Source organism: Paenibacillus sp. JL3B1040 (genome assembly GCF_057063165.1).
This window is the reverse complement of record NZ_CM169317.1, coordinates 925001-949641: the sequence shown is the minus strand read 5'-3', so window position 1 is coordinate 949641 and position 24641 is coordinate 925001. Positions and strand designations below refer to the sequence as shown.

Annotated in this window: 18 protein-coding genes and 2 rRNA genes (1 of these 20 cut by a window edge); 5 read left to right on the top strand and 15 right to left on the bottom strand. The window is 53.1% G+C overall.

Going from position 1 to position 24641, the window contains the following annotated elements:
* Window positions 1-729: 729 nt before the first annotated feature.
* The 5 genes from ACZF99_RS04095 to ACZF99_RS04075 all read right to left on the bottom strand — a co-directional run bounded on the left by ACZF99_RS04095 (window position 730) and on the right by ACZF99_RS04075 (window position 4980).
* Window positions 730-1401, bottom strand: a complete 672-nt coding sequence (locus ACZF99_RS04095) for a hypothetical protein (RefSeq protein ID WP_483609328.1) — start codon at window positions 1399-1401, stop codon at window positions 730-732.
* 154 nt (window positions 1402-1555) lie between these two features.
* The gene (locus ACZF99_RS04090; RefSeq protein WP_483609326.1) at window positions 1556-2593 is read right to left on the bottom strand and encodes a stalk domain-containing protein; all 1038 of its coding nucleotides are present in this window, start codon (window positions 2591-2593) and stop codon (window positions 1556-1558) included.
* A 102-nt stretch (window positions 2594-2695) separates the two neighbouring features.
* Window positions 2696-3451 carry an exodeoxyribonuclease III gene (locus ACZF99_RS04085; RefSeq protein ID WP_483609324.1) on the bottom strand — a complete coding sequence of 252 codons (756 nt, stop codon included), beginning with the start codon at window positions 3449-3451 and terminating at the stop codon, window positions 2696-2698.
* An 88-nt stretch (window positions 3452-3539) separates the two neighbouring features.
* Window positions 3540-3875 carry an antibiotic biosynthesis monooxygenase gene (locus tag ACZF99_RS04080; protein WP_483609322.1) on the bottom strand — a complete coding sequence of 112 codons (336 nt, stop codon included), beginning with the start codon at window positions 3873-3875 and terminating at the stop codon, window positions 3540-3542.
* A 43-nt stretch (window positions 3876-3918) separates the two neighbouring features.
* Window positions 3919-4980 (bottom strand): ABC transporter ATP-binding protein, encoded by a 1062-nt coding sequence (locus tag ACZF99_RS04075; RefSeq protein WP_483609320.1) that lies wholly within the window; start codon window positions 4978-4980, stop codon window positions 3919-3921.
* 288 nt (window positions 4981-5268) lie between these two features.
* On the opposite strand from ACZF99_RS04075, the gene ACZF99_RS04070 reads away from it, so the two are divergent.
* Together ACZF99_RS04070 and ACZF99_RS04065 are read left to right on the top strand one after the other, a co-directional pair.
* Window positions 5269-5598, top strand: a complete 330-nt coding sequence (locus ACZF99_RS04070) for an ArsR/SmtB family transcription factor (protein ID WP_483609318.1) — start codon at window positions 5269-5271, stop codon at window positions 5596-5598.
* A 104-nt stretch (window positions 5599-5702) separates the two neighbouring features.
* Window positions 5703-7487, top strand: coding sequence for a SulP family inorganic anion transporter (locus ACZF99_RS04065; protein WP_483609316.1), 1785 nt, complete (start codon window positions 5703-5705; stop codon window positions 7485-7487).
* 50 nt (window positions 7488-7537) lie between these two features.
* Here ACZF99_RS04065 and ACZF99_RS04060 read toward each other — a convergent pair whose 3' ends face one another.
* The 8 genes from ACZF99_RS04060 to ACZF99_RS04025 all read right to left on the bottom strand — a co-directional run bounded on the left by ACZF99_RS04060 (window position 7538) and on the right by ACZF99_RS04025 (window position 18808).
* The gene (locus ACZF99_RS04060) at window positions 7538-9130 is read right to left on the bottom strand and encodes a response regulator (protein WP_483609314.1); all 1593 of its coding nucleotides are present in this window, start codon (window positions 9128-9130) and stop codon (window positions 7538-7540) included.
* A complete protein-coding gene (locus ACZF99_RS04055) occupies window positions 9127-10500 on the bottom strand; it encodes an ABC transporter substrate-binding protein (RefSeq protein ID WP_483609312.1) in 1374 nt (457 codons plus the stop codon). Before ACZF99_RS04055 ends, ACZF99_RS04060 begins: the two co-directional genes overlap by 4 nt.
* 28 nt (window positions 10501-10528) lie before the next feature.
* Window positions 10529-12268 (bottom strand): cache domain-containing sensor histidine kinase, encoded by a 1740-nt coding sequence (locus ACZF99_RS04050; RefSeq protein ID WP_483609310.1) that lies wholly within the window; start codon window positions 12266-12268, stop codon window positions 10529-10531.
* 140 nt (window positions 12269-12408) lie between these two features.
* Entirely contained in the window at window positions 12409-13719 is a 1311-nt protein-coding gene (locus tag ACZF99_RS04045; RefSeq protein WP_483609308.1) for an ABC transporter substrate-binding protein, read from the bottom strand.
* A 233-nt stretch (window positions 13720-13952) separates the two neighbouring features.
* On the bottom strand, window positions 13953-15119 hold the full coding sequence (locus ACZF99_RS04040; RefSeq protein ID WP_483609306.1) for an MFS transporter: 1167 nt from the start codon (window positions 15117-15119) through the stop codon (window positions 13953-13955).
* A gap of 136 nt (window positions 15120-15255) precedes the next feature.
* Window positions 15256-15792, bottom strand: a complete 537-nt coding sequence (locus ACZF99_RS04035) for a PadR family transcriptional regulator (protein WP_483609304.1) — start codon at window positions 15790-15792, stop codon at window positions 15256-15258.
* A 111-nt stretch (window positions 15793-15903) separates the two neighbouring features.
* Window positions 15904-17079, bottom strand: coding sequence for a GNAT family N-acetyltransferase (locus ACZF99_RS04030; RefSeq protein WP_483609302.1), 1176 nt, complete (start codon window positions 17077-17079; stop codon window positions 15904-15906).
* A 97-nt stretch (window positions 17080-17176) separates the two neighbouring features.
* Complete coding sequence (locus ACZF99_RS04025; protein WP_483609300.1) at window positions 17177-18808, bottom strand: formate--tetrahydrofolate ligase; 1632 nt, start codon at window positions 18806-18808, stop codon at window positions 17177-17179.
* Between the two features lie 701 nt (window positions 18809-19509).
* Here ACZF99_RS04025 and ACZF99_RS04020 point away from each other — a divergent pair.
* Genes ACZF99_RS04020 through ACZF99_RS04010 form a run of 3 tightly spaced genes read left to right on the top strand, consistent with a single transcriptional unit; the run spans window position 19510 to window position 22339 of the window.
* Window positions 19510-20025: a hypothetical protein gene (locus ACZF99_RS04020; protein WP_483609298.1), complete on the top strand. Its 516-nt coding sequence runs from the start codon at window positions 19510-19512 to the stop codon at window positions 20023-20025.
* A 12-nt stretch (window positions 20026-20037) separates the two neighbouring features.
* Window positions 20038-20856 (top strand): glycoside hydrolase family 64 protein, encoded by an 819-nt coding sequence (locus tag ACZF99_RS04015; RefSeq protein WP_483609297.1) that lies wholly within the window; start codon window positions 20038-20040, stop codon window positions 20854-20856.
* Between the two features lie 49 nt (window positions 20857-20905).
* The gene (locus ACZF99_RS04010) at window positions 20906-22339 is read left to right on the top strand and encodes a glycosyl hydrolase family 18 protein (protein WP_483609296.1); all 1434 of its coding nucleotides are present in this window, start codon (window positions 20906-20908) and stop codon (window positions 22337-22339) included.
* 848 nt (window positions 22340-23187) lie between these two features.
* On the opposite strand, the gene rrf is transcribed toward ACZF99_RS04010, so the two are convergent.
* Window positions 23188-23304, bottom strand: a 5S ribosomal RNA gene (gene rrf / locus ACZF99_RS04005).
* Between the two features lie 111 nt (window positions 23305-23415).
* Window positions 23416-24641: ribosomal RNA gene (locus tag ACZF99_RS04000) — 23S ribosomal RNA — on the bottom strand; it runs 1835 nt beyond the window's last position.

Genomic DNA, 24641 nt, shown 5'->3' with positions numbered 1-24641 from the left:
TTGACGCGGGTTTGATGCGGTCTTGGGGCGGTTTGGGGCAACTTTGGCTGATTTGATGCGGTTCGGAGCGGCTTTGTTGAAGGTTTGTTGAGGCTTAGGGTGGCTTGAAGCAACTTTCGCGGCTTAGGCGTGTCTTGGGATGGGAGTAGGGTGAGCTAAGTGAGTTGAGTGAGTTGGGTGAGCTGAGTTAGTTGAGGTAGTTGAGTTAGTTGGGTGGGTGGGATTGAGTTGAGTGGGGCTAGGGCGGGCTTTGGGGAAGCCTAACAGTTTCTCCTCATGGCAATTTTGAGCTAAAGTACTCCCTGCTTGGCAGAAATGTTGTAAAACGTACAACATTTCTACGCTAAGACTCGGTAATGGGGAGAAATGTTGTAAAAAGTACAATATTTTTACCCATACTAGGGAAATCTACGAGAAAATGTTGTACAAAATGCAACATTATTATTAAATCCCCTCAAAGTGTCCGAAAATGTTGTACAAAGTACAACATTTTCGGGATGACGGCCGCCCTCTGAGTTCTCCTAGTTCCCCTCCCCACCAACACATTTTCTACTAAGCATGCTCCTATTCCGCGCTGGATTGCACTTTACTCATGCTAATCTCGCACTGTACTCATCCTAAACTCATGCTGATTTCGCACCTGGATTCGCCCTGATCCTACACTTGCCTCATACAGATTTCGCACATAGCTCAAACTAATCTAGTATTCCCCCTTACCTTACACTCGACTCACGCCAATCCCTCCGCATACCTGTCCGTCAGCTCATATCGGCAAATATAGGTGCCGGATTTCACGGGATGCAGCAGCCCCTTGTCGACCAGACCGTTCAGCCATTTGCGAGCCGTGCGGAAGTTGACGGCGCAATGCTCCGATATGTCTTTAGGGCGAACCGAATTGCCCAGATACCAAGCGATGCGCAGCACTTCCTTCTCAACAGGCGTAGCCATGCTCTCCGGGCCAGGAGTTTTTTTGAGCAAATAGGGGCCTACCGCCAAGTTCAGCAGCATCCGGCAAACCTCCGGACGGTACTGGATATCGTCGAAGGAGAAATGGATCATTTTCCACCCCATACCGGTCAAAAATGTGTCGCGATTCAGCGCGTAGCTGAATTTTTCCCGATCCATGTCCTTCACATGGCTTTGAAAACCGTCGCATTCGATGCCGAAACGGCCGAACGGCGGAAGATAAGCGAAGTCGAGAAACTGCGATTTCCGATTCCAATCGAGAATTTCATATTCCGGGTGCAAATGCTCCAACGTTCCGAACAACGGCCACCATACGTTTTTCAGCAGCAGCTTCTCCGCATATTGATGCCCACGCTGCAGCCTCCCTTTGCGCTCTCCCGTTCTCCCCGCCAAATGCTTCTCCACAAAAGCCCGATGCGCTTGCTCAAAATCCATACGCCCAGCCACCTCTCGTCCACAAAATAAAAAAACGCCCTTCCCCCGCAACCCGTGCGGCAAAAAGGACGTTCTTCGTCTACTCCATATTATATCACCATCCACCGTCAACGACACCGGGCAGTGGTCGCTGCCTAGGATGTGGCAGTCGATGTCACCAAAAGTATGTATGATGTACAAAGCCATTTTGGCCGTAAAAGTCAACTGTGCCACTGGCATCTCCATTTGGGAGCTTGACCAAAACTCCCTGCTTACCTTCAAAAAGTCGCTTCTCCTTTACCTCATTACCACCACCGTCACTTGTTGTCACAACGAAATATTCGATATCGTGTATTTTCGTGCTTTCATGCGCAGTAACGCCAATATACCCATAAGCGTGCAGTACTGTGAACCCTTCATCATCGGTACCCGATGCCATTTCAACATCTCGCGATGCGATCCCTCCGTTACGTAACCGCTCCAAGGTATACAGAGAAGCTTCCGATTCCCCTATTTCCAACACTATCGCTTTGTATTTGGATACGATCTCATAATCAACCACGTGTAGTCCTTGATCCGTAATATACTCAATTAGTTCCTTCTCTGTAACGGCTGGGCTATAGGGATCGTCCTCGTCAACTGGACTTTGTCCTAACCATCCCTCCCATTCCTCCACGGAATCCAGCTGACTCTGATATTCAGCATCTGTGATGAGTAGGGCCGTTTTACTTTGTTTATCCCATTTAACACTTATCCCCATTCGTTCCGAGATCTCTTTTAACGGAACCATTAGCTTATTGCCGTCGGTATATGGGCCCTCTCCCTCCCAACTCGCTGTCTTCGTCTCGCCGATGCCAAAGGAGTCGCTTGTCTTAAAGTTCCCGTAAGTGTACGAAGCCTGGGACGTGTTTAACGTAATTTTTGTTTTGGAGTTGAGTAGGTCCGCATGAATGCCGTCTTGCACTTGAAACGCAAACACACTCAGTTGGAGCGACGGATGTTCGAAAAAATCGACCGGTACATAGATCAGGTTTTGCCGAAATGTCGCTGGATGTTGCGGATTTACTTGTACAGATTGGCCGTTGATCTTGATCCGGGGAGTATTTTGCTTGGGTGAATTTGAGTCGGAGAATAGCTCGGCCTTAACCGCTGTCCCCTGCAACCCCAATGCGATCATACAGACAAGCATCAACCTCAACCACTTATTTTTCATCATAAAAACTCCTCATCTTAATGATCACACTCTCTTATTCTACCAATTTTTCGAGATCGTGTAACTAAAAAAGAGCTGCCAGTTCGGCAGCTCAAGATAAAATCACCATTCCACCGTCAACGACACCGGACAATGGTCGCTGCCCAGGATGTGGCAGTCGATCCCCGCATCCTGCAGCTGCGGCTCCAGCCGGGAGGACGCGAGGAAGTAATCGATCCGCCAGCCGATGTTGCGTTCGCGGATCTTGGGCATATACGACCACCAGCTGTACATGCCTTCGCGGTCCGGATAAAAGTACCGATACGTATCGGTGAACCCCGCCGCCAGCAGGACGGTCATTTTGCCGCGTTCTTCCAAGGTGTAGCCGGAGTTGCCCTCGTTCGACTTCGCGTTCTTGATGTCGATCGGCATGTGAGCGACGTTCAGGTCGCCGCAGACGATCACCGGCTTGACCGCATCCAGACCCGTAAGGTACGCGCGGAACCGGTCCTCCCACTCCATCCGGTAGTTCAGACGGGAAAGGTCGCGCTTCGCGTTGGGCGTATATACCGTAACGAGGTAGAACTCCTCGAATTCCAGCGTGATGATCCGGCCCTCCGGCTCGGAATCCTCCTCCATACCGTAGCGCACGGACAACGGCTTGATCCGCGTGAAGACGGCGGTGCCGGAGTAGCCTTTTTTCTCCGCATAGTTCCAGTACTGCTCGTAATCGCCGCCGAGGTCCAGCTCAATCTGCCCTTCCTGCAGCTTCGTCTCCTGGAGGCAAAAAATATCGGCATCCGCCTCCTTGAAATAGTCCATAAACCCCTTGCCCACGCAAGCCCGTAGTCCGTTCACGTTCCATGAAACCAGCTTCATTTCAAATCTCCTTGCCTTAAAGTAATCGCAAATCGCCGGAATCTAGCAATCTATCATCCGTCCAACCCTTCGAATTAAGTGTATCACGTTACACGCCGTTCAAAAAAGCCTTTCCCTTCTTCACGACCTGCGCATCGTACATATTGACCGTCGTGCTGAGAATGAACGCAGACGGCTGCTGTTCCTGGCTGTTCTTATGCCCCTGGATATGCGCGTCGCTCTTCTCCCAGTTCTTCCAAGCCTCCTGCGATTCCCAGCGGATGACAACGACGACCTCCTCCTGCTCCCGGCTTTTCCGGTTGACCATCACGCTGATGTCCACCAGACCTTCCATTTGGTCGATCGGGCTCTCCGCGCTAAAACGCGCGAGCACCTTGTCGCTGTTGCCTTTCTCAACGATCATCGTCCTTGTCATCACAAACATTCGATTTCCCCCCATGGATAAATAGTCCCTTTCCCCTATTACGTTACGCCTCCACCAGCAACGGAACCTCGTAGACACCCGGCAACTGGCGGCGTTTCCGGCTTACCGCTTCCGGCGGCTGAACCGCCGGCGCCAGCGGATGCAGCAGCCACGATTTCACCGCATGCGTATCCGATACTTGGTACAGCGGCGGTTCCTGCTCGAAGTCGATCTGCATCGCATACCGGCTCCGCAACGCGAAGGCGTCCCCCTTCGGCGGGCGGATCAAATCCGGCGGCGTGCCGGGGATGGCCGACAGCTTCCCGCCGCCGTGGCCCTCGAGGCTTGGCATCGAGGCAAGCAGCCCCCAGGTGTACGGATGCCGCGGATCGTAGAAGATTTCCTCCACCGTCCCCGTCTCGACGATTTGCCCGGCGTACATCACCGCCACGCGATCGGCCATTTTGGCCACAACCCCAAGATCATGCGTAATGAAAATAATCGCGGTGCCGATCTTCCGCTGCAGTTCCTTCATCAATTCCAGAATCTGCGCCTGGATTGTCACGTCCAGCGCTGTGGTCGGCTCGTCGGCAATCAGCAGCTTCGGATTCGCCGCCAACGCGATGGCGATCACCACCCGCTGCCGCATCCCGCCGCTAAACTCGTGCGGGTATTGGTGAAACCGGCGCTCGGGGGACGGAATCCCGACCAAGTCCAGCAGTTCCACGGCCCGCCGATACGCGGCGTCTTTGGACATCCGCTCGTGGGTATGAAGCACCTCGGTGATCTGTTTGCCCACCTTCATTGTCGGATTTAGCGAAGTCATCGGGTCCTGAAAAATCATCCCGATCTCTTTGCCGCGAATCCGCTGCATTTGCTTCTCGGTCTCGCCGATCAGCTCCTGCCCGTCGAACCAGATCTCCCCGCGCTTGTAAATGCCCTGCGGCCGAGGCACCAACTGCATGACGGCCTGGGAGGTAACGCTTTTGCCCGATCCGGATTCGCCAACGATGGCCAGCGTCTCGCCCTTATCGACGTGAAAATCGACACCCCGGATCGCTTGCACCTCCCCCTCCCGGGTTTTGAACGAGATGGCCAAATCTTTCACTTTCAACAGATGTTCCATCGTGTCTCCTCTCCTCTTCTCTCTGCATCCCGTCATAGGAGGCGGGACCTTCTATAGTAAAAATGGCAGCCTCCGTACGATCAGAGAACTCGCCCATATAGTTGATAATGATTATCATTATTATATCATGTTTGGATGGGAAAGCTCAATTGGAAAAGTTAAAAGGTCCCCTGCCTCGGCCCCTCCATCTGTGACATTTATCCCTATACACTTCCATAGGCTATGCTATAGTGTTGAATATGCAAAAATTCAGAGATATGAAATTTCAGATTTTAAGGAGTTTAGTCGATGGACGCGAACCTGCAACAGTTTAAAGCGGAATTTTTCAAAGCGCTCGCCCATCCGATGCGAATTCGTATTTTGGAGGTGCTGAGCGAAGGCGAGCGGAACGTCAATGAGCTGCAAGCGAGCCTCGGATCGGAAGGGTCGGCCGTCTCCCAGCAATTGGCCGTTCTTCGCGCCAAAAATCTCGTCAACACGGTCAAGGAAGGCACAACGGTGGTATATTCGCTGCGAGATCCGCTGCTGAAGGATTTGCTCGCGGTAGCCCGGCAAATCTTCGATAACCATTTGGTCGAATCGATTTCCTTGCTGCAAGGGATCCGCAAACAACCATAAGGAACCCCCAGTTTCCCCGCCGGGCTGCGGGGGATCTTTTTGTTTATCGGGATGGAGCATGCTGCAGAAACTGCAGATTTCTAAAGAAAAGAAGGGTTTAACGGATGAAGTGGACAGGAAGGTTCAGTAATTATAGCGCGGCAGCTTTACGCAAAGATTTGATTTCGGGGTGCATCGTCGGCATTGTGGCGATCCCGCTGGGGATGGCTTTCGCGATCGCGTCCGGCGTTAAGCCGGAGTACGGACTGTACACGACGATCGTCGCCGGAATTCTGATTTCGCTGCTGGGGGGATCAAGGTTCCAGATCGGCGGTCCCACAGGGGCGTTTATCCCGATTCTGCTCGCCATCGTGCTGCAATACGGATATGAAAATCTGCTGATCGCCGGCTTCTTGGCCGGGATTTTTTTGGTGCTGATGGGGCTACTCCGGCTCGGAACGCTGATCAAATTCATCCCGCGGCCGGTTACGATCGGGTTTACCGCCGGCATCGCGGTGACGATCTTCAGCGGGCAGATCGGCAGTTTTCTCGGTCTGACCGGCATGAAGCGGCATGAGTTTTTTCATGAAAATATGAAGGAGATCGTCCTGCATGTTCACAGTTTGAACCTCTACAGCCTCCTGACGGCAGCCATTTGCTTGGCCGCGCTGCTGCTGACGCCGAAGTTCCTGCCGAAAATCCCCGGTTCGCTGGTCGGCATCTTCATATCCACGCTGGCTGCGGCCTGGCTGTTTCCGGGCAAGGTGACGACGATCGGCTCCGCGTACGGGGTAATCCCCGGCGGCTTGCCGAGCATCCACCCGCTGACGTTGTCCTGGGACAACGTCGTGCCGATGCTGCAGCCGGCGCTGATCATCGCCTTGCTCGGCAGCATCGAATCGCTGCTCTCGGCGGTGGTGGCGGACGGGATGACCGGCACCCGCCACAACAGCAACCGCGAGCTGATCGGGCAAGGCCTCGCCAACCTGGCCGCCCCGCTGTTCGGCGGCATCCCGGCGACCGGGGCGATCGCCCGGACGGCGACGAACATCAAGAACGGGGCCGTCTCCCCTTTTTCCGGCATCATCCATGGCGTCGTCGTGCTGCTGATCGTGGCGCTGCTCGCGCCCTATGCCTCCGACATTCCGCTCGCCAGCATGGCGCCGATCCTGATGGTCGTCGCCTGGAACATGAGCGAGCGCAAGGCGTTCGCTCATATGCTGAAGACGCGGAGCGGCGATACGCTCGTCCTGCTGGTGACGTTCCTGCTGACGGTATTCACCACCTTGACGACCGCGGTTGAGGTCGGCTTGGTGCTTGCCGTCGTGCTGTTCGTCAAGCGGATGGGCGAACTCCTCACCGTCGACAAGGTGCTGCCCGATCCGGCTTCCGGCAAGGAGAAGGTACAGCCGCACATGGTGACCAAAGATCACGATTGCCCGCAGGTCTCGATTTTTACCGTTGACGGGCCGCTGTTTTTCGGAGCCTCGCAGGCGTTTGACCGGTTCGTTTCGCAAATCGAAGGCGGTCTGCTGCGAGTCGTGTTGATTCGGATGGGGAAGGTACCGTTCATGGATACGACCGGGGAAGCGAATTTCTCCGCTCTGGTGAAGCATCTGCAAAAAGCCGGCGTCGCCGTCCTGGTATCCGGCCTCCGCGCGCAGCCGCGCAAGCTGATGGAGAAAACCGGCTGCTACGGGACGATCGGCGAAGCGAACTTCTTCGAAAACACCGGCGAAGCTTTGTCCCATGCGCTGGCTCTCCTCGACGCCGACAAATGCCGGGGTTGCCGCCATTTCGCTTTCCGCGAATGCCCCGGCCTCTGCGGCGCGGAGCCGGAGCGCAAGTCCCTGCCGGAACTGGCCGGCACGCGGGTTCCTGGGGTTTCATCGACGAGCCGGGCCTTATAAGACCAAAAAACCTGCACATGATGCAGGTTTTTTGTCCGCCAGCCTAGCCCTTACGCCTCAACCTCCCGGAATTCCGTTGGCGTCATGCCGGTCACCTTTTTGAACACTTGCGTAAAGTAACGCGGGTCCTGGTAACCGACCATCGGGGCCACTTGGTACACTTTGACGTGGCTGTTTTTCAGAATATACTTGGCTTTCTCGATCCGGCATTCCGTCAAATACTCGAGGAACGTATAGCCGGTCACCTGCTTGAACAACAGGCAAAAGTGGCTGATGCTCAGGTCGGCCCGCTCCGCAACCTCCTCGATGCTAAGGTCCTTATGGTAGTTGCCTAAAATGTACTCTTGCGTCTTGGCGATCACCGTCTGCGCGTTGTCCCTGAATTGGTTTTCCCGGCTTTCGCTGATCCACCGGCCAAAGTTCGCTTTGAGCAGCCCGATCATTTCGTGCAGTGTCCCGAGGGACTGCAGTTCCTGCAGCAAGCCCTCCAGCGACCACTCCGACAGGAGGTTCATCTGTTCGTATTGCCGGAACATCACCACCGTCAGCTCCACGAGGATCCGCTCGGCGGCCTCCTTCGAGAAGGCCTGCTCTTCAATATATCGCTTCGTTTCGTCCAGGGCGGACAGCAACCGCTCCCGGTTCAACGTCCGGATGCTGTCCAGGAGCACCGCTTCGAGATGCTTCGGATATTTGGCCTCCCGTTCAGCCCCGGTCTCCCGGCTCGGATGATCGATGAACACGCCCGCCCGATCGCTGTAAAACCGCTGATACAATGCCCGGGTGGCACTTTGGTAAGCCTCGCTCAAACGCTCCAGCCCTGCCGCCGGTTGGCTGAACCCAATCGAGCAGGACAGCTTGGTGTAGAGCTGAAGCTGCCGGATCACATCGCTCCCCAACTCCTCCTTCCGGTCCGTGAGCGTGCTCGGAAACAGCAATACCCACTCCCCGCCATGAAAAGGGAACATCGTCAGCGCCCCGTTCGCCATCGACCACTCTCCCAAAATGTTGCGGATCGCAAACAGCCACAGCCGCCGCTCCTCCGGCGACCACTGCTCATTCAGCTTTACGAAATGATCGAGTTGGATCACCGCCATGAAATAGTCCTGCATCAGCTCGCTGTTCTCCAGCCAGCGCATATGCTGCAGATGACTTTGGCTCTGGTTGCCTTCGATAAATTCGGCAAACATGCGCTCCCGCGCCAGCATGGACAGCACCTGCACCGAATGCAGCAGCTTGTCGTTCTCCATCTGTTTCTCCAAAGTTTTCTTGGCGCGCCGGATCATCTCGATCAGCTCGTCATGGTCGATCGGTTTCAGCAGGTAGTCGAATGCGCCTTCTCGCAGCGCCTCGCGTGCGTATTCAAACTCTCCATAGCCGCTGACAAAAATAAATAACCGGTTCGCGTTCTCCGTCAGCACTTCCTTCATCAACGTGATCCCGTCCATTCCCGGCATGCGTATGTCGCTGATGATCATATGCGGCGACAGCTCGTGGACGAGCTGCAGCGCCGCTTCGCCGCTCCGCGCCTCTCCGACGATTTCCAAATCCAGCGCCTCCCAGGGCACGGCCACTCTCAAGCTCCGCAAAATCACCGGTTCATCGTCGACCAAAATAACCCGGTACTTCTCTGCCTTTGTCACCGTTCCGCACCTCCAGCCGTTTCACCCGGCAATGAGCTTCGCCGCAGCCGCCAATACTGCTCCGACGTTTGTTGAATCTGTTCCAGCGCCTCCTCGGGCGTCGCCCGCTTGCCGATCATTTCCTCCAACACCTTGAGGAAGGTCTTGTTCACCTCGGGAGGAAGCACGTTATCATAAGGGACGAAGCTTTGGCTGCTTCTCTCCATCATGTCCACGATTTGCGCAAAGACCGGTCCCGTCTTCTCCGAATCGTACATAATCTTCATGGAAGGAATCCGCAAAGCCTCGTATACGATGCGCCGCTGCACTTCCTCGGTATAAAAAGCCTTCAGCAGCTCCTGCGCCGCTTCCCATTTGGCCTCCTCCAGATTGGAGGACAGGCCGATTCCGATCGTATAGCCGCCGGCGATCGATCGGCTGCCCCCTTTCGTCAGCGAAGGGAACGGGATCACGCCAACCTGATTCTGAAACCCGGCCGGCGCCTTCTCGTTGTGGAACAGGTTGATATCCCAGCTTCCGTTCAGGTACATCGCAGCCTCGCCGCTGGTGAACCGCTCGATAGCTTCTTCGGTCGACAGGTCGTTGGCCGGCTCATAGAACGCATTCTCGTCGATCCATGCTTTGAATTGCTTGAACGCTTTCCAGTAATAAGGGTTTTGGAAGCTCAACGATTCGTCGCCTTTCACCAGCTCGTCGATCAGCCCGGGACCGGCGTACCGGTCCATCAAATAATGGGCAAAGATGGCCGCCGGCCAGCGTTCTTCATTCCCCAGCGCAAACGGCGTGATGCTATTGTCCGTCAAGACGCGCACGGCACGGTTCAAATCCTCGAGTGTCTGGGGCGGCGCCAAACCCAATTCACCGAAAATTTCCTTGTTATAAAACAGCGGTTCGGCGTTCCCTTCGATCGGCAAACCGTAAATATGATGATCGAAGGTCCATAAATGCAGGTCCTGAAACTCCTGCTTCAGCCCGTTCTTCTCCACAAAATCGGTCAAATCCATCAGCCGGTTGGAACGGACGTAAGGCTCGATTTCAGCGCCTCCGAACAACACGAACATATCGGGCGGCGTCCCGGTCACCATTTCGCTCTTCAGCTTTTGTTCGCGGTGGACGGTCTGGTCCATGCCCTCGAAATTCACCTTGACGTTGGGATGGGTCTCTTGAAATTCGGCAACGACATCCTCGACGATACCCAGCATCTGCCGATCATGCTCCTTGATCCAGAAGTGGCGGAAGGTCAAGGTCACCTTCTCGGTCTGTTTCTCCTCGATCGGCTCGTGCCCATCGGCACCGATGATCCATACGGAAACAGCCAACACCGCAGCATAAACCGCGATCCAGCCCCAGTTCAAAAACCATTTTTTCATTGCCGTCCGCCCCCTTCTTTGCCCGTATTTACCGTTTCGTTCCCGTCGATTCGCGGAGGAGCTTCGGAATGCGGATGCGGATGGTGGAGCCCTGCCCGGGAGAAGAGCAGATCAGGATGCCGTAACGGCCGCCAAACCGGATGCGCAGCCGTTCATGCACATTTTTGAGCCCGACGCCGGTCCCCCGATAATTCTGATTGCCCCCGTCTTTACTCCACAGATTCATCAGCGTGTCCGAGCTGAAGCCCGGTCCGTTATCCGTGACGTCAATCATAATGTCCCGCTCGTCCTCCTTCGCCATGATCGAGATCAGCCCTTTTTCCTGCATCGGTTCGATCGCATGGTACAGCGCATTTTCCACGATCGGCTGCACGATCAGCTTCTGCGTCAAATAATATTTAAGCGACTCGGGGATCTCGATACGGTAGTCAAACTGGTCCTCGAAACGGAACTTCTGAATGTCCAGATAATGCCGCACATGCTCCATTTCCATCGAAAGCGTGATCAACTGCTGATTCTCGCTAATGCTGATCCGCAGCAGCTTGCCCAGCGAGACCACCATTTTGCTGATCTCCTTGTTCCCCTGCAAGACGGCCAGCGAATTGATCGACTCCAGCGAGTTGTAAATAAAATGCGGATTGATTTGAGCGACCAGCGCCTGAAGCTCGAATTCCTTTTTTCGCGCTTGCTCGGTCTGTACCTGTTCAATCAGCTCGGAAATTTGCGTGCTCATCCGGTTGAAGCCATCGACCAGCAAATCCGTTTCGTCTTCGCTGCGCACCGCGGACGTAATCGGCACGAAAATCCCCTGTTGCACCCGCTTCATCCCGTTGACCGCGCCGATAATGCTGCGCACCAGCCGGCGGACGAAGAAACGGTCGAACAGGAAAGCCGAAATCAGCGAGAACAGCACCAGTACGATCGCGATGTTGCGGATAGAAATCGATTCCGAGGCGATCAACTTGCTGGGCGTGATGGCCACTAGATACCAATCCTTGTTGTGCGAAGGCAAATAGGTGATCAGCGATTTTTCGCCCTGATATTTGGCCGTATAATACCCCTTCCCTTCCGGCTCCGCCTGATCCAGGAAAGGAAATTCCGTACGTTCCCCGATATGCGAACCGGATTTGTCGAATACGATATTTCCCAGCTTGTTGACGAGCAGGATATCCCCCTGTTTTAAGGTCGCGGCGTCCCAGAACACCTGGTCCAGAATGTCGGGCTTAACATAAATGACTAAAGCCCCGATATCCTCCAGCGAGTAGTAGTCCTTGATCAAGCGGGCTTGAATCAGAACCGGCGTCCCCGTGGCCGCGGAGCCGTTCTCCCCCGGACCCACCCAAACCGGACGGCCCTCGGCCGCTTCCATGGCCCCGTACCAGCTTTGCTGCCGCAGGTCCTTGAAGGACATCGCCTCATTGTATTGATATTGCAGCTTATCTTTGGAATACAGGCCGAATGAAGTGATCATCGGGTGGTTGATCAGATTGTTGATGTCTTGCTTCTGCTCGTAGGTCACGGAAAAATTCGGTTGCTTCACCAGCTTCTGAATCAACGGCTGTGCGATCGCCGAGTTGGAAACGGTCGTCACTTCGCTTAGCGCAAACTTCAGCTTACGGTCGGTTTCGAGCAAGGAGACCCAGTAGAAATTGTTCGATTTGTTCTCCATGGCCCGCGAGAAGTTGAAATACGAGAGGGAACCCATCAGGATGACGGGAATAAAGACAAGAAGAATAATGGCCAGCAAGATTTTTCGACGAAGCTTCATTTCGTTCCTCCTATGCGTCTCCTACTCTATTATTCTTCATGGCGCGCCAAATTCCCTTGCTTCTTCAAGCAAAGCGAAATTCGCAAGAGGGCAAGCCCCCTTGCGAATTCTTGTTCGTCGTATCCTTGCGTCAACTTGGCTCAAGCCGCGTTTCCGGCTATTTTCATGGCATGATCCCATTCCTTTTGCGGATTCGCCTTGTTCTCGAGTACGTTCCGGAGCGCATTCTTGATCTGCGTATCGACTACCTCAAATCGCGGTCCATAGTAAACCGGTCTTACGCGTTGAGCCGATCTGGCGTAAGCTTCCGAAATCGCCTGGCCTCCAAAAAACTCGTCTCGATCGGCTTGAAATGCCGGTTCGTTATACACCGCCGGGATCGAGGGCAACAGTCCGTTCGCTTTATACGATTTCAACTGATTGTCTTTGTTTGTCAGCCAAGTGATGAATTCGTAAGCTTCCTTCGGATGGTTACCTTCCTTCGGCAGGGTCAGGAAAGGCCCTCCCCAACTGCCGGAGCCTTCGGGAATTTGGGCAATCCGCCACTTCCCGGCGGTATCCTCGGCGCCGCGGATCGTGTCTTCCATCCAGGTCGGGGCGAGGATGAGGCCAACCTCCCCCTCGCGGATCGCCTTTTCCCATTCCGGAGACCCCAATGTCCAGCCGCCGATCCACCCTTCCTGAATGCCTCTTACCGTAAAGTCATACGCCCTTCTCACCTGCGGATTGGTATCGCCGATAAAAGTGCCGTCGACTTTGTTGAAATAAATCCGGTCCGTTGATTGATCGCGAAGGCCGTTGTACACCAAGTCCGCCGAATCAGCAAACGGAATTCCGGTTACTTCCGTGAATCGCTTCGCCACCGCGGCAAATTTGTCCCATTTGTTGATCGCGGCGCTAAATTCCTCGGGATCGGTTGGAAGTCCGGCCTGTTCCATGAAATCCGCCCGGTAGTAGATGACGGTCGGATGGATCCCGGCCGGTAGGCCCAATTGGAAAGAACCATCCGCCGATGTTGCCTGTTTCCAGGCCCAATACAGGTAATTCAGTTCGGTGCCTTTCGCACCCAGATCATATAGGTTATAAAACTGGTCTTGTGCGCCTATGAAGCGCTCCATAAACTCCTGATCCAGCATGAAGATGTCCGGTGCGCCCGATCCGGAGGACAAGGCGGACTCCATGCGGTCATGGTGTGCGAATTTATCGGTCAGGATGCTGATGTTGATCTTAAGATTTGGATGTTTCGCCATATACTCTTGAGCCAGGGGCACGTATTGAGTATTTCCCAGCGCCCAAAAGGTTAGCGTGGCGGGGGAATCCGGACTGCCTTCGGTCATGCCCGAAACGTTGCGCTCCTCGTTATTCGCCGCATTGATCACGCCATAAGCGCCCAACAAAGAAATCAGCATGGCGGCAATCGGCAGAACAGCCAACCATTTTCCTCTCTTCATTGCGGTTGAATCCTTTCCTGCATCCGAATTTATACCTTAAGTCTAGCGAAAACAGAGGTGGTTTTTGAGGAGGCAATTTTGTGATTTCAGGTTGGAATTTTTCTGAATCGATCAGAAAAATTTAATCTATGTCACGCCAAACATGGTACACCAGCCTAAAACGGACCGTTCGAATAGGAACAGTCCGTTTAAAAGGGGAAGGAAATTCGCTTCACTTCTTTTGACAACCAACATCAGGTTCTCAATTTATTTAACGGAATAAGGTAGATCAAAAAAATCACACCCAGAGTCAGATAGGCTATTTCCAATCCAAAGTGTCCGGCCAAACTGCTGGCAATCAACGGACCAAGCATCATACCTAAGGAGTACGCCGTATTGTAAATCGCGAATGTAACTCCTTGCGACACATTCCCCAAACTTTGGGAAATCTCAACAAGCTTAGGCATTGAAGGAGTCAAGACGCAACCAAGACTTATCCCTAATAACGCTAATGTAACTACCTGTACCCACAACTGCGTCGGAAAGGCATTTAGCGGCAAAATGATTGCAGCTAAGACGATGCCCGCCATAATGGTTTTTATATGGCCAAACTTTGTCGAAAATGCCCCGATCATTGGAGCCATGAGCCCATAGGATAAAGTTACGACAATAAACATCGTGCCAATCACCCCCGGACTCAAATTCAAATCCTTGCTGAAGTGAATGGGGAGCGTTGGTTCTATACTGGCAAATACCGATGAACCGATGACGGCTACCCCGGCGATCGTCAACATGCGTTTGCTGCGTAATATCTTAAAAGGAGAAATGAAGCTTTCCGATCTTGCGTCTTGCACATTTTTTAATAATAAAACACTGAGCAATGCAGCTAACGCCGCTACTCCGGTTGCCGTAAAAAACGGCAATTTGTAGCCGCCCCATTCAAAAAGCCACCCCCCGATCAGCGGCCCCAGCAATACGCCTCCCGCTTGGCCCGACATGGCCGTTCCCATCGCCTTGCCGCGTTCTTCTTGCGGAAAGGTTTCCGCCAGCAGCGCTAACCCCGCCGTCCAAGGAATAGATGCGGATATCCCCTGCAGAAAACGCGCCGTCACCAGAACCCAGAAGTTTGCAGCGAACGCAAACACCGTAGTGGTTAATGCAAGCCCCAGCAATCCGCAAACCAATAGCTTTTTTCGGCCTACCCGATCGGCCAACGCCCCAAAAATCGGAGTTCCGGCAAACAAAGCGATGGCATAACTCGCAAACAGCAAACCGATCTCCGATTGGGATGCTCCCAGCGATTCGGCATAAATCGGCAGAAACGGAACGACGAGCCCATACATCAACATATCCGTGAAAATAGCAATAATAACTACGGTCAGCACCTTGCTCTTTGATGCCGCTGCGGGTGTTGAATTCATACCGCGAACCCCCAAAACTAAATATTGATTAATTAATATTTCTTACTAAAATTTTAGTATCGATCTAAACGTATTCTACACGTTTTTTTTTAACATGTAAAGCCGGGGACATAAAAAACCGTAACCGAAATATCGGTTACGGGCCATTTAATAACTCTTCCTTCAGTTCTTCGAGAAACTTCATCTGCAATTCGCATTGATCATAGATATTCTTAAAAATATACATAACATTTTTCGGAACTTCAGAAAGCTCCTCTTTCTTCCGTTGTCCCTCCAACATCTCATCATAGATGTTCTGTATAGCCTGTTGTTGTACCGTGAGCGCACTGATGATTTCCTGAACAGGGGCTTCATCCATAAAAGTGAGGACCGTATATAACGGAGTAGGAAATACAACAGATGCTTTCTTAAAAGAATTAATGAGCATGCTATGGAATTCTTCTTTTCCTTTAGCCGTGATGGAATAGATTGCTTTGGTGCGATTGCCGGTTTGCTCCAGAGTCTGCAATGTCACCAATTCATCTTTGTCCAACTTCTTCAAAGCATGGTAAATGGATGCCGGTTGAACATATGCCCATTTATCCGTTTGCGCCGACTGCATTTTTTGCTGAATTTCATACCCGGACATCGGGCCGTATTTCAAAAGCAAGCCAAGCACCATTACGATCGTCATATTTTCCGCTCCGCTTAATATTCATAAAGTTAATACTAAAATTATAGTACTTTCTTAAAGAATAATACTCCGCAACCAAAATGTAAAGCAGCGATACGCCCGATAGCCTCTTTAGAAAAAGTCAAGAAGAGCGGTTTGGCCTGCGGGAATTAGCCGTTCAAGCGTTTCGGCGTCGGCTTCAGGGCCGGTTAACTTACCGCAGGCGTACATCTCCCGCGGCCGTTTATAGCCCAGCAGCATGGCTGTCAGCGTTTGAATGTCGCAGGCCAGAACGGGACTTGCCGCATCGCCAGGGAGCAGTTGCCCCGCTCCCTCCGGGGATACCTCAAGCTGCCATCGGCCATCGTTCCATGCCGCAAATCCGTCATGAATTTTCAGGTTGAGGCGAACTGCACCGGCGGAAGCCTGAGCCGTAAAAGGATATTCGCGGACAAACGCCGCCGCATTGACGATCCGGGCCATGAAATACGGCACGGTCTCCTGCTTGCAGCGCGGATCGCGCAGCAGGAACGGCAGCAGGTCGTCCGCCGGCACATGGTCGACAACCGCCTGCGTCACCATCGAATCGTGGTTGGCCAAGTATGTCCACAGGCCCTGACGCGCCGTTTCGTTGAGGAAGACAAACTCGTCGACCAGGAGTTCCCTATTTTTGATGTTGTAGAGTAAGTACCCCTCCGGCGCTCCCGATTCGGAATAATAGACAGCGGTATGGTCGTCATCGTCGCCGAGCACCATCCGCTTCCACCAATCCTCGTCGCGGACGAGGGTTCCGTTATACCGCTTGGCGAACGCATGATACACGCCGTTTAGCAGCACAATGTCCTTGACGTCCCGTTTGACGGTGCCGCCGACCTGTACTTTTGCCGGGAAATTGTCAACGTTGATCGTATATTTCTTATAGTCGGTGTACACTTCCCAGCCGAATTTACGGTAAAAAGCAATGGAAAACGGATGCAGGCAGGACAAGGTCTGTCCCTGTTCATTCATGCGGCTCAGCGCGGCGGCCAACAGCTCCCTGACCAGTCCGCCGCGCCGTTTCTCCGGCCATGTGGCTACACTGGCGATGCCTCCCATCCGGAAGGGGCGCCCCTGCACGTATAATTCCAGCGGCAGCAGCGTCAGCTTGGCGAGCAGTTCGCCGTCCTCGAACGCCCCCCAGAAACGTTCGGGGATAAACGAAGTCCGGCGCCGCTCCCGCTCTTCCGGCGATAACTTGTATTGAAACGCGTATTCGGACAAATTCTGGCTGGCGTCATACTCATCGGCTCTTAGCGGTCTGATGTCCATAAACCCACCTCTTTTCATAGAATGCGCTCCGCGATCATGGCGGAATTTCTACGTAGAGTTTGTCAGAAAACACCAGGCGTGTCAATCGCCCCGCAACTTACAGCAAACCGGCGACTTCCCCGTGCTCATCGAGATGAATCCGCTCCGCGGCCGGAACCTTAGGCAGCCCGGGCATCGTCACGATATTGCCGGTATGCGCCACGACAAAGCCGGCTCCCGCGGACAACGTCACATCCTTAACCTGTACGGTAAATCCCTCGGGAGCACCTAACAGATTCGCCTGGTCGGAGAACGAATACGGCGTCTTCGCCATGCAAACCGGCAAGCTTCCGAACCCCTGGCGTTCAAGCTCCTCGATTCGAGCCGCAGCTTTAGCGTTCAGCTTGATGCCGTCCCCGCGGTAGATCTCTCTTACAACCGTCTCGATTTTCGCCTTGATGCCCAGCTCGTCGGAGTATAGCGGCGCATAACGGGCCGTATCCTGTTGCAAGATGCCCAGCAGGGTTGTCGCCATTTCTTTTCCGCCCTCGCTGCCTTTGGCCCACACATCGGATAGCTCAACTTGTACTCCCAATCGGGCGCATTCCTCTTTTACGAGTAAGATTTCTTCTTCCGTATCGCCGGCAAAATGGTTCAGCGCGACCATCACCGGTACGCCGAACTTCCGGAGGTTCTCCAGATGCCGCTTCATATTGGGCAGCCCGGCCCGCAGCGCTTCCGGATTCGGCTGGTCCAGCTCCGTCTTGGCCGCTCCGCCGTTATATTTCAACGCCTTCACCGTGACGACCAGCACGGCCGCATCCGGCTTCAGGCCGGACTGCCGGCATTTGATGTCGAAGAACTTCTCCGCGCCCAGGTCGGCCCCGAAGCCGGCTTCGGTCACGACGATCTCGGCCAGCTTCAGCGCGGTCTTCGTGCCGATGACGCTGCTGCACCCGTGGGCGATATTGGCAAACGGCCCGCCGTGCACAATCGCCGGGGTTCCCTCGGCCGTTTGCACCAGGTTCGGCTTGATCGCCTCTTTCAACAATACGGTCATCGCGTCTACGGCGCCGATTTGTGCAGCGGTGACCGCCTCGCCGCCCATATTTCTGGCCACGACCATGCGGCCCAGGCGCTCCTTAAGATCGCGTGCATCCTCGCTGAGGCACAGCACCGCCATCACTTCCGAAGCGGTCGTGATCATAAACCCGGATTCGTGCACGCTCCCGTTTCCTTCGCCAAGACCCACGACGATCTGTCGCAGACTTCGGTCGTTCATGTCCATCGCCCGTTTCCACAAGATCCGGTTCGTATCGATCTGCAGGGCGTTCCCTTGGAAAATATGATTGTCTATCATCGCAGAAAGCAGGTTATGCGCCGACGTAATCGCATGCAGATCTCCGGTAAAATGCAGGTTAATGTCCTCCGAAGGGAGCAACTGTGCTTGATTGCTGCCCGTTGCACCGCCCTTCATGCCAAAGCACGGGCCCAGCGACGGCTCCCGCAGCGCCGCGATCGTCGGCGCCCCGACGGCGTTCAGCGCTTGCGCCAGACCAATCGTGGTTAACGTTTTCCCTTCGCCGGCCGGCGTTGGATTCATCGCCGTCACCAGCACCAATTTTCCATCAGGCCGGTCACTTAGCTTGTCCCGCATCCCAGGATCCAATTTGCATTTATACCGTCCGTACAACTCTACATCTTCTTCGGCAATGTCAAATGATGCAGCCACTTCCAATATCGGCTTCATTCCGCTCCGCTACCTCCATCTGTCTCATTCTTTTAAAACCTCATGCAAATCCTAGCAGAAAATTCATTTCTTATTGTACATGAAATAGAGGGAACTATGCGTGACGGAATTCGTACGCCGATGGGGGACTGGTCATTATTTAAGCGTGAAGCCGATGCTTGATGGCTTGAATGGCTCCCAGCTGCAGGCCTTCATGAAAGAACGTTCTGGCCAGCACTTGTTCGATGGTATACATGCCCAGTCGGTAGACGGAAACACTTGTTCCAAACGATGCCGATTCCGCTCCAGGATGTCGTCAGGCTCCCGCAGCAAATGGAGCTATTCCGGCAGCGGAAGTTCTTCCTTGGTTAGCACTTGAATCCACAAGTATTGATCCGGCAGCACATGCCCAAGGTTCCAGCGGATGTGTTTCTTTCATTTATGATTTCGCTCATGAGGGACCTCCTGTAATTTAATCTCTATCCTCCTACTCCCTTTATTCGCTCAGCTAGACCTAGATTCCTTACGAAATCAACCCATTGTTTAGCAAGGGATGGAAAATATATCAAAAGTCACTGGCAATATCTAACATATAGAGTAAAGTAGATTATGTATATTTTACCTATAATTCTAGCTTTTGAGGTAAATATACAATATCCCGGAAAGGGGGCAGTGTTCGTAGAGTTCTTAAGCTAACGATTGTGCAAGAAAGGAGTAGATTTATGACAACGAAATGGGTGCGGGGCTTTAGCTTGTTCATTATCGCGTTTCTCATGTCCCTGTCCGTAAATGTCTCGGCTTCGGCTGCGGAATTCACTCAGGGAGCGGACGTATCCGGCAATAACGTCACTTTATGGTTCAAGTCAAACGTCAACACGACATGGGTGGATGTCCACTATAAGGTGGATTCCGGTATTCAGCAAAATCTACGGATGACCTACAACGCGGGTGCTGGCCGATACGAGCAAACGGTCAATTCAGCAGCTCAAGCCAGGATTGAATATTCCTTTACTTATAATAACGGCTTGCCTGCCTATGACACGACAACGTTCACCTATACAGGCCAGCCCGGCTCGGTGCCGACGTCCGGCTCGATTTATTCGATTCCGGCCTCCTCCATTCCCACCCCTTCCGATGGCGGTGTTAGTCTCAAGGTTATGAACGGTACGGGTGGAGCTTATGCGGATCATCAAATCTATTGGGGAGTGCTTGGCATCAATCCGGCCAACGGCAAATGAAGCTATTTGAATTTGTCCGGACAACTTATTCCGATTTCTTCGGATTTAAACAACGCCCCCGGACACTTAACCAAAAACGGTGCCCATTATGCCAACATCTATCACAAGGCTAGCGACGCCGCTTGGGTCAATCTCCCCCAAATCACTTCCGGCCGGTTGTTCCTTAGCGTGGGCAGCCCCTTGTACATGAAAACCTTTGACGATGGCTTTGCCGGTCCGGATCTCAACAATCCAACCGATCCCAACCTGAACATCATTTTTGACTTTGTCGAATTCACCGTTGACGATGGCGGATATCACGGAAATACGACAAGGGTCGATCAGTTTGGTTTTCCGATTCAGCACCGTCTGGTTAACCGGGCAGGGAATTACGATCGCACCGTCGGCGAACTGGAATCGGAAACCCGTTCCGGATTGTTTGCCAAATATCAAAATGAAGTGCCCAAGGAATTCAAGTCACTAGGTACCCTGCAAGCTCCTTACCGCATCCTCAGCCCCATGAAAGGGCCGTTTAAGCAGGGAGGGGCTTATGAGAACTATTTTGCGGGATACTCCAATATTTCTACCCAGGACATTCTGCTTGGAGTTGGCGGCGCCAGCAATGCTGAAGTATGTGCCGCGCTGAACCGTCACGTTTACTCGGATCCCGGGAGCTGGAATCAACCCGAGAAATACTATCAAGCCGCGCCCGCGAACTATTACGCGAAATTCTGGCATGATCACAGCATCGATGGATTAGCTTACGGCTTCTGTTATGACGACGTCAACGGACAAGCCGCCTATCTGGAGGTGGGCGATCCGAAAGGTCTCATCGTAAGAGTAGGATGGTAAAACAGGTTGTACTATTGATCGATCCTATTGGAGAGAGGGAGGAATTTGAATGCAAGCTCTTCGAAAAAGATTTGCCTTTTTAGCCGTATTTGCCTTATTGATTACCTTATTTGCTCCGCTTTCGGTTGATGTCAAAGCGTCCCCGACGACAAGCGGCAACGCCGCAGTGGAAATGGATGCCGATTCGATCCAGTTATCCAGCGCCTATCCGGCATGGGACAGCACGAAAGTCTATCTGGGTGGAGACATGGTCTCGTATAATGGCCAGGACTACAAAGCAAAATGGTGGACGCAAGGCGATACACCGGGCGCATCGGATGTCTGGGAGCACGTTCCATCGTCCGACGGCACCTATCCCGTCTGGAACAGCGAAAAAGCCTATATAGGAGGAGACATTGTCACTTACAATGGTCAGCTGTATAAGGCGAAATGGTGGACCCAAGGGGAGGTCCCCGGAACCGCGTCCGTATGGGAGCTGGTGGCGGGCAACCCGGATCCGACAGACCCAACTGATCCAACAGATCCAACCACACCAACGGACCTGACAGATCCGACAAATCCCATTCCGGGCGGTTTTAAAGTGGTCGGTTATTATCCCAGCTGGGAACCCGGCAAAATTAACACCATCCAGTATCAGAACCTGACGCATATTAATTATGCGTTTGCCATCCCGACCAGCGACGGCTCCCTGCTTCCCCTGAGTAATCCGGACGCCGCCAGTCAGATTATTCGGACGGCCCATGCAAACAACGTGAAGGCGCTGCTCGCAGTAGGCGGTTGGTCCTTTAATGACATTCCTTTGGAGAGCACCTTCATGGCAGCGACGAATACGCCGGATAAGATCAAGAAGTTCGGCAACGCGATCATCTCGATGGCCAAGCAATACGGATTCGACGGCGTGGATATCGATTGGGAGCATCCGAGAAACGACGGCCCGAGCAAGCAGCAGTATGAGGATCTGATGGTCTACTTGAGCACGGAGCTGAAGAAGGAAAATATGCTATTGACCGCTGCGGTCCTGAGCGGCGTAACACCGGAAGGCGTCATTTATTGGGACTCGGCGGCCCAGACCGACAACGTTATCCGCGCCGTAGACTGGTTTAACGTCATGGCTTATGACGGCGGCGATGGGGATCGGCATTCCACCTACGATTTTGCGGTGCTTAGCGGGAAGTACTGGAAGGATACGCGAAAGATGCCGGCCGATAAAGTTGTGCTTGGCGTTCCTTTTTACGGCAGACCTTCCTGGGCTTCCTACGCCGCGATTTTACAAGCGAACCCCAATGCGTATAATACCGACATTTCGATGATTAACGGCATGCAAGCTTACTATAATGGGATTCCGACCATTCAGAAGAAAACGCAATACGCCCTGGAAAACCTGGGAGGCATCATGATTTGGGAAATAAGCCAAGATACGACCGATTCCAGCAAAAGCTTATTGCAAGCGATCGGAAACACCGTTAGAGCTTATCATCCATAAGCTTCTCAAGCCCAAAGAGCACTGCCGTTGAGCCGGCAGTGCTCTTTGTTGTCATCCCTTGACGAAGTAGAAGTTAGTTACTGAAATAGTTGTGCCTGTGCAGTTAATTCTCACCTTTTCGGCAAATCAGGCTCAATAGTTGCACCAATGCATCTAAATTCGCTCAAACGGCCGCATTCCACGACCATCGCCGAAAATAACTGCATACAGACAACTAATCCCCCAAAAACGACGGTTTCTCCGGAAATAACTGCAGCTCCGCACTTATTGTTCAAACAAAAGAGCACCACCGGATGAACGGTAGTGCTCTTTGTTGTCATCCCTTGACGAAGTAGAAGTTAGTTACTGAAATAGTTGTGCCTGTGCAGTTAATTCTCAGACCTTTTCGGCAAATCAGGCTCAATAGTTGCACCAATGCATCTAAATTCGCTCAAACAGCCACATTCCACGACCATCGCCGAAAATAACTGCATACAGACAACTATTCTCCCATAAACGGCGGATTCTCCGGAAATAACTGCAGCTCCACACTTATTGTAAAACTAAAAGAGCACCACCGGATCAACGGTAGTGCTCTTTGTTGTCATCCCTTGACGAAGTAGAGCTAGTTACTGAAATAGTTGTGCCTGTGCAGTTAATTCTCACCTTTTCGGCAAATCAGGCTCAATAGTTGCACATCTGCAGTTAAATTTGCTCAAAAGACCGTAATTCACCTGAATCGCCAAAAATAACTGCATACAGGCAACTAATCCCCCAAAAACGGCGGTTTCTCCGGAAATAACTGCAGCTCCGCACTTATTGTAAAACTAAAAGAGCACCACCGGTCAACGGTAGTGCTCTTTCCCTTTGCTTGGCGGCGTCCTACTCTCCCAGGACCCTTCGGTCCAAGTACCATCGGCGCTGGAGGGCTTAACGGTCGTGTTCGGGATGGGAACGCGTGGAACCCCTCCGCCATCGCCACCAAACGGTTCAAGGTTTAATCCTTGAAAACTGGATACGAAACTTCATTTGCGTTTTAGTCTCCGCAAGTGCTCGGATCGGCTTATTCAGCCTGACGCCACTTTTTGGAGTTGTTTTTGGATAAGCCCTCGACCGATTAGTACCTGTCAGCTCCATACATTGCTGCACTTCCACCTCAGGCCTATCAACCTCGTCGTCTTCAAGGGGTCTTACTAATTGGGAAATCTCATCTTGAGGGGGGCTTCACGCTTAGATGCTTTCAGCGCTTATCCCGTCCGCACTTAGCTACCCAGCTGTGCTCCTGGCGGAACAACTGGTGCACCAGCGGTGCGTCCATCCCGGTCCTCTCGTACTAAGGACAGCTCCTCTCAAATTTCCTACGCCCACGACAGATAGGGACCGAACTGTCTCACGACGTTCTGAACCCAGCTCGCGTACCGCTTTAATGGGCGAACAGCCCAACCCTTGGGACCTACTTCAGCCCCAGGATGCGATGAGCCGACATCGAGGTGCCAAACCTCCCCGTCGATGTGGACTCTTGGGGGAGATAAGCCTGTTATCCCCAGGGTAGCTTTTATCCGTTGAGCGATGGCCCTTCCATGCGGTACCACCGGATCACTAAGCCCGACTTTCGTCCCTGCTCGACTTGTCAGTCTCGCAGTCAAGCTCCCTTTTGCCTTTGCACTCTGCGAATGATTTCCAACCATTCTGAGGGAACCTTGGGGCGCCTCCGTTACTCTTTAGGAGGCGACCGCCCCAGTCAAACTGCCCGCCTGACACTGTCCCCGCACCGGCTTACGGTACCAGGTTAGAACTCCGATACGATCAGGGTGGTATCCCAACGGCGCCTCCACCGAAGCTGGCGCTCCGGCTTCCTAGGCTCCCACCTATCCTGTACAAATCGTATCAAAGTCCAATATCAAGCTGCAGTAAAGCTCCATGGGGTCTTTCCGTCTTGTCGCGGGTAACCTGCATCTTCACAGGTATTAAAATTTCACCGGATCTCTCGTTGAGACAGCGCCCAAGTCGTTACGCCATTCGTGCGGGTCAGAATTTACCTGACAAGGAATTTCGCTACCTTAGGACCGTTATAGTTACGGCCGCCGTTTACTGGGGCTTCGGTTCACAGCTTCGGAGTTACCTCCTAACCGCTCCCCTTAACCTTCCAGCACCGGGCAGGCGTCAGCCCGTATACTTCGCCTTGCGGCTTCGCACAGACCTGTGTTTTTGCTAAACAGTCGCTTGGGCCTTTTCACTGCGGCCCCCTCGAGCTATTCACTCTACCGGGGCACCCCTTCTCCCGAAGTTACGGGGTCATTTTGCCGAGTTCCTTAACGAGAGT

Excerpts from the sequence above, each read along its gene's own strand:
- ACZF99_RS04095 (WP_483609328.1), bottom strand. The coding sequence starts at position 1,401 with ATGGATTTTGAGCAAGCGCATCGGGCTTTTGTGGAGAAGCATTTGGCG.
- ACZF99_RS04090 (WP_483609326.1), bottom strand. The coding sequence starts at position 2,593 with ATGAAAAATAAGTGGTTGAGGTTGATGCTTGTCTGTATGATCGCATTG.
- ACZF99_RS04085 (WP_483609324.1), bottom strand. The coding sequence starts at position 3,451 with ATGAAGCTGGTTTCATGGAACGTGAACGGACTACGGGCTTGCGTGGGC.
- ACZF99_RS04080 (WP_483609322.1), bottom strand. The coding sequence starts at position 3,875 with ATGTTTGTGATGACAAGGACGATGATCGTTGAGAAAGGCAACAGCGAC.
- ACZF99_RS04075 (WP_483609320.1), bottom strand. The coding sequence starts at position 4,980 with ATGGAACATCTGTTGAAAGTGAAAGATTTGGCCATCTCGTTCAAAACC.
- ACZF99_RS04070 (WP_483609318.1), top strand. The coding sequence starts at position 5,269 with ATGGACGCGAACCTGCAACAGTTTAAAGCGGAATTTTTCAAAGCGCTC.
- ACZF99_RS04065 (WP_483609316.1), top strand. The coding sequence starts at position 5,703 with ATGAAGTGGACAGGAAGGTTCAGTAATTATAGCGCGGCAGCTTTACGC.
- ACZF99_RS04055 (WP_483609312.1), bottom strand. The coding sequence starts at position 10,500 with ATGAAAAAATGGTTTTTGAACTGGGGCTGGATCGCGGTTTATGCTGCG.
- ACZF99_RS04050 (WP_483609310.1), bottom strand. The coding sequence starts at position 12,268 with ATGAAGCTTCGTCGAAAAATCTTGCTGGCCATTATTCTTCTTGTCTTT.
- ACZF99_RS04045 (WP_483609308.1), bottom strand. The coding sequence starts at position 13,719 with ATGAAGAGAGGAAAATGGTTGGCTGTTCTGCCGATTGCCGCCATGCTG.
- ACZF99_RS04040 (WP_483609306.1), bottom strand. The coding sequence starts at position 15,119 with ATGAATTCAACACCCGCAGCGGCATCAAAGAGCAAGGTGCTGACCGTA.
- ACZF99_RS04035 (WP_483609304.1), bottom strand. The coding sequence starts at position 15,792 with ATGACGATCGTAATGGTGCTTGGCTTGCTTTTGAAATACGGCCCGATG.
- ACZF99_RS04030 (WP_483609302.1), bottom strand. The coding sequence starts at position 17,079 with ATGGACATCAGACCGCTAAGAGCCGATGAGTATGACGCCAGCCAGAAT.
- ACZF99_RS04025 (WP_483609300.1), bottom strand. The coding sequence starts at position 18,808 with ATGAAGCCGATATTGGAAGTGGCTGCATCATTTGACATTGCCGAAGAA.
- ACZF99_RS04020 (WP_483609298.1), top strand. The coding sequence starts at position 19,510 with ATGACAACGAAATGGGTGCGGGGCTTTAGCTTGTTCATTATCGCGTTT.
- ACZF99_RS04010 (WP_483609296.1), top strand. The coding sequence starts at position 20,906 with ATGCAAGCTCTTCGAAAAAGATTTGCCTTTTTAGCCGTATTTGCCTTA.